Source organism: Pseudoalteromonas byunsanensis, from assembly GCF_001854475.1.
Classification (GTDB): Bacteria; Pseudomonadota; Gammaproteobacteria; order Enterobacterales; family Alteromonadaceae; genus Pseudoalteromonas; species Pseudoalteromonas byunsanensis.
In genome coordinates, this window is record NZ_MNAN01000009.1 from 70652 (window position 1) to 84359 (window position 13708).

Here is a 13708-nt window from a genome sequence, read left to right on the forward strand (position 1 = left end):
TTGATTGAGAACAAACAATGCCAATAAAATATTACCCATTCTTGCTCTGTTTAGAAGAAAGTATTGAATTTATTGACACTGAAACGACGTTCGAACATGCGGTGTTTTATCTTACAGACACTCAAATGCAGCATGCTCTGTGTGTCTATGAAAATGGTCAGTGCTATGATTTGCAAGGTAATAAAATGGAACTGCCGGGCTTAGCGTTACTCACTCAACACGTGCAGCAGGCGCTGCTTGATGATGGTCAGTGTTGTGTGCAAAAAATTACGCTTACAGATGTCAGGCAAGCATTTGCACTACTGAAATCAACTTTAAGCGTATCTTAGCCTTCAACTAATGCTTTGATGTGTGTCACCGCACTGCGACCTAGAGCAGACAGCGCGTAACCCCCTTCCAAAAATGAAATAATTCCTTTGGCCTTGGTTTCTTTGCTCAATAGAACAATTTGCTCAGTTAACCATTGATAGTCAGCCTCAACAAATTGTAAACCGCCCATATCATCTTCCAAGTGAGCATCAAATCCTGCACTAATAAAAATAAGCTCAGCCTCAAACTCCCTAAGCCTTGGTAACCATTGCTGCGTAAACAGTGCTCGTAAATCTTCACCTTTACTTGCCACTGGCAGAGGTGAGTTTACGATATGATCATTATTCTCAATTTCACTATTGGGATAGAATGGGTGTTGAAATAAAGAGCAAAACAGTACGTCTGTGCGTGTTTTAAAAATATCTTGCGTACCATTACCATGGTGCACATCAATATCAAGGATGGCAACTCGCTCAATACCTAAACTTTTGGCGTACTCCACTGCGATTGCAAGGTTATTAAACACACAAAAACCGCAAGAGTGACTGCGATTGGCATGATGGCCTGGCGGGCGTACACTACAAAATGCAGCGTCGAGATCGCCGGCAAGAATTTTGTCTACCGCTAAAATACCCGCCCCCACTGAGCGCTCAATCGCTTGTAAAGACTCTGGTGCTAACCAAACATCTTCTGCAAAGGCGCTTAAGCCGTCGGTTGGGATACTGTTGCACACTTTGTCTATCAATGCCTGCTCATGAACCAAGGCAACCTGTTCCATTGATGCTTTGGGCGCTTGCAGCTGCATCAGTGCAATATCCAGCCCCGATGCCAACAGCCTATCAGCAATGGCATCCAAACGCTCAGGGCACTCTGGGTGCTCATCTGGCATTTTGTGCTTTCTGCAATATGGATGTGTGATTACTGCGGTACGCATAACGCTCTCTCTATTGATGTTTCAGTCAGTGTAACAAGCTTGTGTAGCCTACACAGTGAGACTTTGGTGTTACTCGCTCTCAACAACAGGTGAAGCTGTTAGCTCTAGATCGTGAAAATCAAAACTAAAGTCCGTAATATCTGGGTTTACAAATTCCATTGTGGCACCAACAACACGCTGGAAGTTATCTAATTCAAACTGAATATAGGCATCCGCCTCAAGCAGTCTTTCGTTCCAACGTACCACAAAGGTATTACCGCTATAGTGTTCAAGTTTACCCTTTAGCAAACTGGTATGCGTAAAATCAATCGTCAACTGACCATTGATTAGCTCAACAATTACATCACCATACCAAGGGCTTTCCAATGTGCTGGTATAAAAGTCTAGCGGCAGATTTGCTTGCACTGCTGTGAGGGGTTTCAAACCTGCACTAGCGTAGCTTTGAGCCTTTTCTTGTTCGTAACTTTTCGCGGCCAGTTCCACATGATCTTCATCACTCAGTCCTAACGCACCTTCAAACACTTCATCAACAATACTTGTAAGTGCAGGGGAAGCTTGCTGATTTGATAATAACACCACGCCTAACTGCTTTTCAGGGAGTAGTGCAACCCGAGACACCATCCCCAAAATCCCGCCACCATGGCCAAGCTTTTTGTAACCAAAGTAGTCTTCAATAGCCCAACCCAATCCGTATCCTCTAAATTGCTGACGATGAGTGATAAAACTTTCTTCTTTTGGCTCTCGCATGATATGCGGCTGCCACATTTGCAGTTGCTGTTGGGCACTGAACAACTGCTGTCCTTGTGGGGTTTTACCAGCATTTAACTGTGTTATTAGCCACTGACTCATGTCGTCCACATTTGAAGCTATCGCCCCAGCACCACGAAAGTCTTCTAAATAATTAACGAAAAATGGGTTTAGCTTACCATCCATTGGAATATGACCTGTCGCCCAGTTAGTATTTGTAGGACTAATACGTGAGAACCCCGCCTTTGAGTCATCCATACCGATCTTAGAGAACATGCGTTGCTCAACAAAATCTTGCCAACTAACACCACTAACTCTTGCCACCACCTCTCCTGCCACCACAAACATTAAGTTGTTGTAGGCATATTCACTGCGAAAACTAGAGCTGGGTTTTAATTTAGCGATACCTGCTATGAGTTGCTGCGTTGTTTTATTGGTATCAGGCCAAATCATTAAATCACCCGCTCCCAAAGCTAACCCGCTACGATGACTCAACAGATCGCGAATAGTCATTTCGCCAGTCACATAGGCGTCAAACATTCTAAATTCTGGAAGATGTTTTATTACTTTATCATCCCATTTGATCTTTCCTTCATCCACCAGCATCGCCAAAGCGGCACTCGTGAATGCTTTGGTATTTGAGGCAATACCAAATAATGTGTGCTTATCAACCGGCTCTGATGTTTCAATATGCCTAACACCATACCCTTTGGCCAGTATCACTTTCCCCTTCTCGACAACCGCAATTGCCAAGCCTGGGATATTGAAACGTGTCATCGCTTGGCGCACAGCAGCATCGACATCACTCACATCTACAGAAGTGTTTATTGAAGTACTGACTCTCTCATTGGCCACAGACGGAAGAGTCAACAGTAACGCCAGTCCAGCGCCAATCATGCTATGTAAATTCATATTATGCCTTTTTAGTTGTTTTTAATGGGCTGTGTAACTGCCACTCTCGCTGAGCTCGTTCGCCATGATGGTCGGTAATATGAGGTTGAGATTTGATGAGCGAAACATACTCTGTTGGGAAGGCATGCTCTAAAGCCCCACTTAGCACGTGCTGTACATACCAATCAAAAGGGAGATGATCATCTATAAAAGTGTTAGCAATGTAACAATAGGCTTCTATCAAACCGTGCCGATGCGCTTCAACTTCAACACTCACCCTATCGTAACGCTCTCCTTCTATGGCATCTAACATGGCTAGTTCTTCATCATCTAGCGCGTACAGCACTCCGATAACAACATCATCTTTACAACTAGTAGGTTCTATCGTGCATTTTGCAGAACCATCTGTACTGAGCATATTGAAGGTCAGTTTATGTTGATACAGTTTAGCAACTCCAAGGCAATGAGCCTCTGGAAGACGAGCAAACAATCTTTTGGTTGATAAGTTAGAACCAAATGCAAAATTAATGTGAGGTTTATTACTCATACTCAACTGACCCTTTTACAATACAACACGCACCGCCAGTGCTATTAATACCACACCAATTCCTCGGTCAAACCAATGTCCTGCACTTTGGAAGAATGCCCTAACTTTAGCTCGACTTAAGACTATCGCCAAAAATGAAAACCATATCCAAGTTGCCAGTGCCATATAGAGTCCGTAAAAAGCCTGAACAGGTGTTGGCGTTGTGGGCGCGATAACCAATGTAAATAAAGACAAAAAGAACAGAGTCGCTTTGGGGTTAAGTGCATTTACCAAAAATCCGCGCCTTAGGGCATAGACTGCGTGCTCTGACGTTTGATGTTCTAGATCTGCGGCACTATCTTTACCATTGACTGGTTTTGCACGTAATGCCTGCACTCCCATATAAGCCAAGTATGCACCAGCAACATACTTTAAAATATTAAACATCGCCGGTGATTGAGAAAGTACAATCGCAACACCGAGCAAACAGTAGGTAACATGCACCAAAATACCTAGTGCGACCCCCGCACTGGTCCACAACGCATTTGCTCTGCCCCGCTGAATACTCTGTTTTAGCACAACGGCAAAGTCAGGGCCTGGGCTGGCAACAGCAAAAAAATGCGCTAACGCTATCAATAAAAATTCATCGAGATATTCAAGCACCGCTTTGTTCCTTGAACATTAACAACAACGGGTTTGCAGATCCCTTCACATACTCCTGAATTTGTTTATGTGCTTTTTTATATACACTTTTCAAATGAGGCTTTAAGTGTTTTTTACCGTCGGTACCAGGCTTGAAATAACATACCAACGCGTGCATAAATACTGTTTGTTCCTCACTTAAAGCTGCTTGCCGGTTTGCATATGGGTTGTAACAAGAACCACAACCGCCTTTAAACTGATATACGGTGTTGCTCATCATCACGCCAAATCCCATAAAACAGGCCAATGCATCGCTTGCAGCGGCAATTTGCTCCTCTCCTCCTGGCGGTAACGCCCCTTTTTGATAGATAGCAATCGTCGCCAGTGTTCCGGCAAAGCTTGCGACCAAATCCTGAGGTTGGTTTATTTGATTAGGATTATAAGATAACAATACTGGGTGTGAGGGCGCTGCTACAAGCTCAGCGGCGTCACCTCGGGACGGTCCATGAAAGCCAAAAGCTGGAATACTTTGTTGCGCAGGCAAATGCGCGGGGCTCACCAATTGTATTGGCCAAGCTTGCATTCCCGCATAGTCACGTACGCGAGCGAATACTGTTTGTGCCATCTGCTCAACACTGGATACCTGATCCGGAAAGTACTGCCCAGTTGGTTCAATTATTTTCGTATGTGATAAGAAGTGCTGGCCGTCAAAATGTTCACAGGCCCACACAAAGGTGTCAATCAGCCAGGCAGCTTCGCCATCACTCAATAAAGGTTTTGATTTAAATAACGCTAACATAATTACTCTGTTTTGGTGGCCCATTGCCAAGCCTGAGTGTTATACAAAGGCACGGTAGACAGTGCATGATGATGACTGCCGCTGGTTTCTTTTGTTGAATATGATAAATACAATAAAGTGCGCGTTTTGGCATCATAAATACGACGAACTTTTAAAGACTTAAACAAAATACTCTTGGATGTTTTAAATACCACTTCACCATCTTTGGACAAATCGATTTGTTGCATCTGTTGTGCCGTGATTTCGCCTGTCTGTCGACACGCTATCGACATATCCGAAGGGTCTGAAAAGTCCAAGTTAGCCTCTACATGACTAATATGGCAAGTTACCCCTGTGATAATAGGGTCTTGCTGTGCTGATACCACAACATCTTTGGTGGTAAACAAGCCAAGACTAATTTTTGCTGCATCATCACTACAGCCAGCCAGAGCAACTAGCCCCGCCAACGCCAACCAAACTTTCTGCTTATGCATTTGGTGTTTCCTTATAAATCCCCTAATATAGGCCCATTTACTCATACTTGAAACTATAAGTCACCATGCCACACCTGATCATTGAGCACTCTAGTAATTTGCCTATACCAGCACAGCAGTTGGTTGATGCTGTTCACTATGCTGCGGAGCGCACCGAGTTATTTGCTCCTGAGACGATTAAAACTCGCACCCAAAGCACAGAGTATTTTAAAGTTGACGACAAAAAAATTGGCTTTATACATATTCACGCCCACCTAATTGAAGGCCGAACTGAAGCACAAAAACAATTACTCAGTAACACCCTACTAGAGACACTACAAAACATGGTCGATACAAACTGGTTACTTAGCGTGCATCCCTATGATTTGCTCCCATCAATATACCGAAAGAACTGATCAAAGTCGTACAATCACGTATAATATCGACTCGTTCAATTTACAGACAAAGTATTATGAAATTTCCTTGCCGATTGGATAAATTCTTGAGCCACCTGGCCGAGTTACCACGGACCAAAGTCAAAGCTGGTATTAAAAAACGTTATGTAACAGTAAACGGTGTAGTCATCACCAAGTTTGATTATTCCGTTAATGAAAACGATCACGTCACTTGGCAAGGTAAGCCTTTGCAATACCTTGGCAAGCGCTACTTTATGCTCAACAAACCCGTCGGTTATATTTGTGCAAATAGTGATGACATGCATCCAACTGTATTTGATTTATTAGATGAACCTAACTTAAAAGATTTTCATGTTGCGGGGCGTCTGGACATAGATACAACAGGCTTGGTGCTGCTCACCAATGATGGAGACTGGTCTCACCAAATCACTTCACCAAAAAAGCAAAAATTCAAGACCTACCTTGTTGAAACTCAAGAACCTATTACCGAAGATGCATTACAGCAACTTAGAGACGGCGTACAACTTCACAACGAAAAACAACCCACACTACCTGCTCAGGCAGAGCAACTAGCCAGCTACAGCCTACGCTTATCTATCTGTGAGGGTAAATATCATCAAGTTAAGCGAATGTTAGCCGCTGTGGGCAATAAAGTCGTAGAGTTGCACCGTGAAAAGATTGCAGATATTGAGCTTGATGCCGCCCTAGCAAGTGGCGAATATCGTGAATTGACCGACCTAGAAATCAACATAATCAATGCAAAATAAGATGGTTTCCTCATCAAGATGAGGAAATATCATCTCTTTTTATATCAAAATACACTATATGTTACTTACATGATTTCTTTAAACATGGTAGATAATAATATTCTATTATCTGAAAGGGGCGTATTGTGCTATCAGGTTTAACATTAAGAATTAAAATAATACTTTTCGCTGCGGCTATTTTCCTCTCACTTTTGCTAGTCGTCATCTTAGGGTTACAAGCGTTACGCCATGCCAGTGAATCTGACAACATCGCGCGTATCAACCAGTTAATGAAGAGCACGGTAAACATTGTTGAACAATTCGAAGGATACGTACAAACCGGGGCCCTCAATGAAGAACAAGCCAAAAAACTTGCCACCAAGATGCTTAGGGAAAATAAATACCATGACTCTGAGTACGTTTATGTGGTCGACGACCAGCTAAATTTTGTTGCGACACCGCATGATCCACAATTACATGGCACCAGTTTTAACGACTTCAAAGATGCCAAAGGCAATAGTATTGGTAGAATGGTAGAACGATTAGTCGGCAATAAAACAAATCAAATTATTACCTACGAATGGGACTCTGTGCGCGAGGGCGAAGTCGTCGATTTAACATCTGTTGTGCAAAAGACTCCCATATTTGGTTGGTATGTGGGCACAGGGATTAGCGCCAAAGAAACCGAAGAACGCTATTGGGGCACTGCACGCTGGTTATTAACTCTATCCCTACTGATTGCTGTGGCCCTGACCTTTGCGTTGGCAAAATTTGGCCTTGGTCTTTCTAACAAGCTCGGTGGAGAGCTCGACGAAGTATTGACCATCGTTAAACAAGTATCTCGTGGTAACTTAAGCTCGCCAATCAATACCAGCGCCGCCAAAGAAGACAGTATCATTGCTGCCATGAGCTACATGCAACAAGGCCTACAAGGGGTAGTTGGAGGGATTGCAACGGTCAGCGATGCACTTAAAGCACAAAGTAACGATGGTGAAAAGCGCTCCAACGAGTTGGAGCAGCTTACACGTAGCCTAAGCAACGAAACACAAATGGTCGCTTCGGCCATCACGGAACTCACAGCGTCAGCACAAACCGTTGTGGAGCATGCCGAGCAAACCGCCAACTCTGTGCAAGAAGCCGAACGTCAGGGTCAAAATGCCGACAAGCTCACAACTGAGGCAGCAAAAACTATCGCTTTATTAGAGCAGCAAATTGACAGCGCTGGTAATAATATCCAAACCCTTGACGAAGAAGTGACCAACATTGCCAATGTACTGAGTGTGATCCAAAGTATTGCTGAACAAACGAACTTGCTTGCACTTAACGCAGCCATAGAAGCGGCTCGAGCAGGTGAGCAAGGTCGCGGTTTTGCGGTGGTTGCAGATGAGGTCCGCCAGCTAGCCCAGCGCACTCAAACAAGTACAGAAGAAATTCATACTATGATTGGCAAGTTACAATCGGCCACCCAGGAGGCGAAATCTTCAGTCACAGTGTCAATTCACACCAGTGAAAAAACGGTCAGTATGTCCAAAGAAGCAGGTGAAGAGCTGCGCAAAGTAGCAAATTCATTAGGTGAGATCTCGCAAATGAGCCATCAGATAGCCCATGCAGCAAAAGAGCAGCTGGAAGCAGGTGAAGATACCGCACGCCGAGTGGTGACGATTTCAGATACTGCCTCTCAAACCGCTCATGTGTCTGAAAAAGCGCATCATGCCACAGACAGTATCAAAGAGCTAACCGTTAATTTGGAGTCAGAAATCGCCAAGTTCAGCTGTTAAAGCACTTTGATGTAAAAGATACATTTGTATACCTTGTAACTAAAAAGGACCGTCAGGTCCTTTTTTTTATTCTTACAGTGGCTAGAAAAATGGAGTACTTATACATAGCCCCCACTTGCCCATTATAATATCACTTATTTAATTTCTACACGCTGCGAGCGCATAACCACTTCGTCGTTGAGCTCGATACCGATACCTGGCTCCTCAGACACTTTAAACACCCCATTTTTAGGCTGCGGGTCTTGGATACACAGTTCGCGGTTCCACTTTTTAATCGCATAGGTGTGATGCTCGTGAATTAAAAAGTTCGGGATTGCAGTTTCAAGGTGTAACGAAGCTGCGGTAGCGACTGGACCGCCACACACATGAGCTTGAATACGAACATCAAAAATATCTGCATAATCACACACTTTCTTGGTTTCCGTAAAGCCACCACACAAGCCAATATCAGGCTGAAGCACATCAATACTTTGGTCTTCTAAATATGGACGAACTCCCCAGCGGTTATACAAACGCTCACCACCTGCTATTGGTACAGCGACTTTATCAGCGACCTTCGCATGCAGTGAATGGTTTAGGTAATTCACAGGCTCCTCATAATACATGCAATCAAACTCTTCTGCTATCGCACCAATCTGAATAGCAGAAGTCGCGCCTGGCAAGCTGTGACATTCAAAAATAATGTCTACTTCATCGCCTACCGCTTCACGGATCGCTTGAATACGGGCTCGATAAAGTTTCATCTCAGCTCTAGAGATGATCTTGGTGCGGTCATAGTAGGTGTTGCCATGTTTGTCATACTGGATTGGATCGACCTTAACAGCATCATACCCTTCAGCGACAGCCTTAAGCGCCGCTTCTGCATATTCCTGTGGCTCTACTAACGCTTTAAATTCTTTATCCCAGTCAAATTGTAACTGTGATGCATAGGTTCTCAGCTCAGGGTTAACCTTACCGCCTAATAGTTGATAAACTGGTAGGTTAAGAGCTTTACCCTTAATGTCCCAAAGCGCTGTATCAATAGCACTCATAGCAGCGTAAACCACAGGCCCACCGCCTAATCCCCAAAAGCTCTCACGTAACATACGAGACCAGAGTAATTCTGTTTGGAATGGGTCATGACCAATCAAAAATGCTTCTGCCATTTCTTTGATCATACTGGCCGCAGCACTGTGACCTAAATCATATGCCAGACCCGCCTCACCAACACCGCTGATGCCTTCATCGGTGTGAATTCTTACGAATACAGGGGTCCACGCGGGCCTATCAGGACAGTGGATATCAAATACTTCGACGCGATTAACTTTCATTGCTGATTCCTATTGTGCAAAGCCTGGGTCTAAGCGGTATGCTTTTCTGAGCATTGCAGGCCAAGCTAATTGCCCGCCTGTGCTGCCGCTGTGAACAACATTAGCTTGGTTATAAATATTATCAATGATGGGCTGAGGTACTGGCACAGCTCGTTGACCCGTTGATTGAATTGCCACCTGAATTTCGCAGGCTCGTTGCAAATCATAAAAGCGCATAAATGCATCTCCAACTGTCGGTCCAACCGTCAATCCGCCGTGGTTAACCAATAACATGTGATTAGTCATACCCAAATCATCCTGAAGTCGTTTACGCTCGTCATCATTAACGGCTAAACCCTCGTAGCCGTGATAAGACAACGAAGGTAATGAGAACATTGAGTGCTGGCTTAGAGGCAACAACCCACATTCAAGACTGGCAACCGTAACCGTCTCTTTTGTATGTAGGTGTATCACACAGTGTGCATCTTCCCTTACTTCATGGATAGCGCTGTGAATAGTAAAACCCGCAGGATTAATTTTAAATGGCGTATCATCTAGAATATTCCCCTGTAAGTCCACCTTAACCAAATTTGATGCTGTCACTTCATCAAAACTCAGACCAAACGCATTCACTAAATATTGATCCGTCCCAGGTAGACGCGCCGACATATGGGTATAAATCAAATCCCCCCACCGCATGTGCTCAACCAAACGATAACAAGCAGCTAGGTCAACTCTTAACTGCCATTCCTGCTCGGATACTTTTCCTTTAAGGTTGAGTTTAGGTAGTTCAAACATAGAGGGTCCTTTACTGAGCCCAGTAGATGTATAGAAGTCTAAATTAGTCTGGGCATTTGTTCAACATAATAAAAACCACCGACATGCGGTGGTTTTTGCAAAGCGTGTAGCTGGATAACTATTTAACCTGTGATAAATACTCAGCGATGGCTTCTAGTTCAGCATCAGATACATTAGCAACCATTGCCTTCATCGCAGCTGACATACCATTACTACGGGCACCTGACTTAATGTCTTTCATTTGTGCTAATAGATATTCTTTACTCTGGCCCGCCACTTTTGGATACATTGCCATAATTGGGGTCTTACCCTCAGGGCCATGACAAGTTTGACACATTTTAGCAGTATACAATGCTGCGCCGTCTGCAGCTTGCACTGCGTTTGCGCCCAGCGCAGCCATAGATAACCCAACCCCACAGATTAATTTTTTTATCTTACTCATAACATTACTCTTTTTTTTAATTAACGGATAATTCCCTTACAGTGTAGACCATTTGTTAGCGCTACACATATGTTGCTAATTAGCAGACCTATGATGAGTAAAAACGGTTACCAAATTAAATCGTCTGGAACCTCATAACCTGCATACGGATCATCCTCATCAGGTCCGTTACTATCGTCTTCAACATGAAAAACAATGTATTTTTCGTCTACCTCAGCAATTTTACGCGCAGGTTCGTCCTGTAACACGTAGAACTGACCTTCAAGCACACAAATGGCCAAACGCCCCTTCGACAACGCTTGTTTGGTCTGTTCATTCACATCTAACTCTTTGACCTTATTTTCATAGGTAAAGTTAAATGTGACTTCACCACGTATCGAATCCTGATTGTGATGCTCTAAAATCTGCTTAACGCGAGCTATTTGTTCACGCTCTTTAAGTTCCGCCTGCTTAGCTTTGTTTAGCTCTTCGGCTTTTTGCTGTTGCTCTAGTTTTGTTTGAGCAATATGCTTTTGCAGATCACTTGGATCACTGGTTGCACCTTTTTTCTTTTTCTTCTTCTGTGCTTTACGCTTTTCCGACTTTGCCATCTTTGCCTTATGCTCAGTCGTTAACCCTGCCTTTAGTAGCTGCTCTTGTAAAGAACCCATTGTGCATGCTCCATGAAATACGAATTGTCATATTTTAACGCAGTGGTTTTTTTTGACCATATGCAAAAGATGTATTAGCGAATTTTTTTATCTTCACAAGCTACCTTAACAAGACCCTTGTCTCTCTTATATGATTTACCGCAAAGAATTGCTAACTAGCTGATTCAAAACTGTTCAACAAAAACAAATCCACGCATAATGAAGACGAACCGAGCAAATCCCCTTTTGGAACCTCAATGCCGTTAATACAGCTGCTTATTTCTTCTGTTTTTATATTTTTTGTACTTTATGCACCGCAGCCGTTGCTCGCTATTTTTGCACAATCTTTTTCCGTATCAACCGCCACCAGTGGTGCGCTCATGTCCATCACTATGGCACCATTGGCTATAGCGCCAATTTTTTATGGACTGCTGTTTGCACGCAGAAACCCGCTCAGTATCCTTAAAATCGCGATGCTTATTTTAGCACTCACCAGCGTATTATTCGCTCTTGCTCCGAGCTTTGAGTTATTACTTGCTCTTAGGTTTATTCAAGGCTTAACTTTGCCAGCCGCACTCACAGCAATGACAGGCTTCATTGGGCAACAGTACAGCGGTATTCAACTACAGCAAAATATGACACGCTATATTGGTAGCACAATTTTAGGTGGGTATTTAGGACGTGTGCTGGCAGCCAACTTCGCTAGCTGGTTTTCATGGCAGAGCTTTTATTATTTATTTGCATTTACCTTACTGGTTTTGGCTTTATGCATCAAACCTCACCGCTGCCAACCTCCAGAGCGAGCTCCGGCCTCGCCCAAGGCTTACCTAAAACCTTTGCGTAATAGACTAATAGTGCGATTGTTTGGCTGCGTTTTTTGTATGTTCTTCTGCTTTGCGGCATTAATGAATTATCTTCCTTTTATTCTTCGGGATATGTTCAATATAACCGACAGCAAAACCATTGGTTGGGTATATAGTGGTTATCTGATCGGAGCAATCATTTCGATGGCCACACCACGCCTTAACCAATTTTTCAACAACCCATGGCGATGGCTGAGCATATTATTTGCTGTTTACTGTTTAACTCTTGTAGCCATGCAAATTCCGCTTTTGGGCATCTTCTTGGTCACCTTTACACTGTTCTGTGCTTGCATGTTTATGATCCACGCCAGCGCAGCCCCATTGGCGAATAAGATTAGTGATGCCCCACCCACTGTAACCAATGGCGCTTACGTATCTTTTTACTATAGCGGCGGCGCGTTGGGGTCATTTATACCAGGAATGGTTTTACAAAGTTTTGGCTATCATGCTTTTTTATTCGCCTTACTTTTGGTATGTGCAACGGGTCTACTGTTGACATACATGACCTATAAGCAAGGCACATCAATAACCTGAGGTTTATGTCCTGTGTACTGCCAAAACTGGAGAAGTTGGGGTTTAGATAAAACCCAAGTTTTGCGGTTATCCAGTGGGTGACATTGCCACAGCTTTGCATCCCAAAGGCCGCTATCAATCCACAACTCTACTTGCTTATCACTATCATTGAATAATGCCAGTGCCGACACACATCCGGGCTGAATTTTAAGATACTTTTCTAACCGCTGATCAGAGGCAAAGCCGAGACGGGACAGGCCTTGCTGAATTGACAGCGTTTTTAAGTCGACTTTCAGATATGATCTGAGTAAAAGCAGCACATGACGTCGTCCATAATTATCTCTTAAAAACAGGTTTTTAATCCGAGTTCCTTGTCGTTCAAGCTGTAATTTATCTGCTTCATCACAGGTGTGCAACGCTGGGTGCTCATATTGAATGGGTTCAATCTTAAGCTCTTTTAGAGCCTTGGCAAGACTATGCTCTAATGACATACTCACAAACAATTACCTCTAAGCTGAACACTGCGCTGACGCCAATAAACTCGGTTTATTTTGTGCCCTGCTCGACAATAATCTCGTTGCCCAAGCGCCTTTTCCAACAACTCTACCGCACGTTCTTCCAGTTGTAATTTTAGCTCTGGTGAATCTTCAACGCGTTGATGTTCAGCATACCTTTTTAGTTCGCCTCGACTCATAGGTTTGTGGCTGCTAACCTTCATCAATGGCGTTGGCTCGACGGTAACAATATAAACAAAAAGCAAATCTCCTGACTCGGATTGCTTTGTATGGAGCGCTTGTTCAGCTATTTGAAATTCGACTTTTTCAGGTGCAGATGCACACCCCCCTAATAAAATAAAACACACACTAGCCAGTAGAAGACGTACATTCTTTTGAAACATCAAACATTCAATCTTGGTATTATTTTCACTTAGTCT

At 43.5% G+C, this 13708-nt stretch carries 17 protein-coding genes; 5 read left to right on the forward strand and 12 right to left on the reverse strand.

Going from position 1 to position 13708, the window contains the following annotated elements; all coding sequences use genetic code 11:
* The first annotated feature begins 17 nt into the window (after positions 1 to 17).
* The gene (locus BIW53_RS01070) at positions 18 to 329 is read left to right on the forward strand and encodes a hypothetical protein (protein ID WP_070989802.1); all 312 of its coding nucleotides are present in this window, start codon (positions 18 to 20) and stop codon (positions 327 to 329) included.
* Here BIW53_RS01070 and BIW53_RS01075 read toward each other — a convergent pair.
* The 6 genes from BIW53_RS01075 to BIW53_RS01100 all read right to left on the reverse strand — a co-directional run bounded on the left by BIW53_RS01075 (position 326) and on the right by BIW53_RS01100 (position 5321).
* Positions 326 to 1243 (reverse strand): histone deacetylase family protein, encoded by a 918-nt coding sequence (locus BIW53_RS01075; protein ID WP_070989804.1) that lies wholly within the window; start codon positions 1241 to 1243, stop codon positions 326 to 328. The two genes, BIW53_RS01070 and BIW53_RS01075, sit on opposite strands and share 4 nt — an antisense overlap.
* 69 nt (positions 1244 to 1312) lie before the next feature.
* Positions 1313 to 2887, reverse strand: coding sequence for a serine hydrolase (locus BIW53_RS01080; RefSeq protein WP_070989945.1), 1575 nt, complete (start codon positions 2885 to 2887; stop codon positions 1313 to 1315).
* 16 nt (positions 2888 to 2903) lie between these two features.
* Entirely contained in the window at positions 2904 to 3428 is a 525-nt protein-coding gene (locus tag BIW53_RS01085; RefSeq protein WP_070989806.1) for a gamma-glutamylcyclotransferase family protein, read from the reverse strand.
* Between the two features lie 15 nt (positions 3429 to 3443).
* Entirely contained in the window at positions 3444 to 4070 is a 627-nt protein-coding gene (locus BIW53_RS01090; protein ID WP_070989807.1) for a LysE family transporter, read from the reverse strand.
* On the reverse strand, positions 4063 to 4848 hold the full coding sequence (locus tag BIW53_RS01095) for a hypothetical protein (protein WP_070989809.1): 786 nt from the start codon (positions 4846 to 4848) through the stop codon (positions 4063 to 4065). Before BIW53_RS01095 ends, BIW53_RS01090 begins: the two co-directional genes overlap by 8 nt.
* A 2-nt stretch (positions 4849 to 4850) precedes the next feature.
* The gene (locus tag BIW53_RS01100) at positions 4851 to 5321 is read right to left on the reverse strand and encodes a CreA family protein (protein WP_070989811.1); all 471 of its coding nucleotides are present in this window, start codon (positions 5319 to 5321) and stop codon (positions 4851 to 4853) included.
* A gap of 65 nt (positions 5322 to 5386) precedes the next feature.
* Between BIW53_RS01100 and BIW53_RS01105 the strand changes: the two genes are divergently transcribed.
* From BIW53_RS01105 to BIW53_RS01115, 3 genes are all read left to right on the forward strand, one after another.
* Positions 5387 to 5716, forward strand: coding sequence for a 5-carboxymethyl-2-hydroxymuconate Delta-isomerase (locus BIW53_RS01105; RefSeq protein ID WP_070989813.1), 330 nt, complete (start codon positions 5387 to 5389; stop codon positions 5714 to 5716).
* A 56-nt stretch (positions 5717 to 5772) separates the two neighbouring features.
* Positions 5773 to 6483, forward strand: a complete 711-nt coding sequence (gene rsuA, locus BIW53_RS01110; RefSeq protein WP_070989815.1) for a 16S rRNA pseudouridine(516) synthase RsuA — start codon at positions 5773 to 5775, stop codon at positions 6481 to 6483.
* A 125-nt stretch (positions 6484 to 6608) separates the two neighbouring features.
* A complete protein-coding gene (locus tag BIW53_RS01115) occupies positions 6609 to 8240 on the forward strand; it encodes a methyl-accepting chemotaxis protein (protein ID WP_070989817.1) in 1632 nt (543 codons plus the stop codon).
* 134 nt (positions 8241 to 8374) lie between these two features.
* Here BIW53_RS01115 and BIW53_RS01120 read toward each other — a convergent pair whose 3' ends face one another.
* The 4 genes from BIW53_RS01120 to BIW53_RS01135 all read right to left on the reverse strand — a co-directional run bounded on the left by BIW53_RS01120 (position 8375) and on the right by BIW53_RS01135 (position 11419).
* Positions 8375 to 9550, reverse strand: coding sequence for a mandelate racemase/muconate lactonizing enzyme family protein (locus BIW53_RS01120; RefSeq protein ID WP_070989819.1), 1176 nt, complete (start codon positions 9548 to 9550; stop codon positions 8375 to 8377).
* A gap of 9 nt (positions 9551 to 9559) precedes the next feature.
* Positions 9560 to 10327: a class II aldolase/adducin family protein gene (locus tag BIW53_RS01125; RefSeq protein WP_070989821.1), complete on the reverse strand. Its 768-nt coding sequence runs from the start codon at positions 10325 to 10327 to the stop codon at positions 9560 to 9562.
* Positions 10328 to 10445: 118 nt separating this feature from the next.
* Complete coding sequence (locus BIW53_RS01130) at positions 10446 to 10769, reverse strand: c-type cytochrome (RefSeq protein WP_070989823.1); 324 nt, start codon at positions 10767 to 10769, stop codon at positions 10446 to 10448.
* 107 nt (positions 10770 to 10876) lie between these two features.
* Positions 10877 to 11419, reverse strand: a complete 543-nt coding sequence (locus tag BIW53_RS01135; RefSeq protein ID WP_070989825.1) for a DUF2058 domain-containing protein — start codon at positions 11417 to 11419, stop codon at positions 10877 to 10879.
* Between the two features lie 236 nt (positions 11420 to 11655).
* Between BIW53_RS01135 and BIW53_RS01140 the strand changes: the two genes are divergently transcribed.
* Positions 11656 to 12795, forward strand: a complete 1140-nt coding sequence (locus tag BIW53_RS01140; protein WP_070989827.1) for an MFS transporter — start codon at positions 11656 to 11658, stop codon at positions 12793 to 12795.
* Here the strand turns inward: BIW53_RS01140 and BIW53_RS01145 are convergent.
* Together BIW53_RS01145 and BIW53_RS01150 are read right to left on the reverse strand one after the other, a co-directional pair.
* Positions 12768 to 13265, reverse strand: coding sequence for a prolyl-tRNA synthetase associated domain-containing protein (locus tag BIW53_RS01145; RefSeq protein ID WP_070989829.1), 498 nt, complete (start codon positions 13263 to 13265; stop codon positions 12768 to 12770). The two genes, BIW53_RS01140 and BIW53_RS01145, sit on opposite strands and share 28 nt — an antisense overlap.
* 2 nt (positions 13266 to 13267) lie before the next feature.
* A complete protein-coding gene (locus BIW53_RS01150; protein WP_070989831.1) occupies positions 13268 to 13672 on the reverse strand; it encodes a hypothetical protein in 405 nt (134 codons plus the stop codon).
* Positions 13673 to 13708 lie beyond the last annotated feature (36 nt).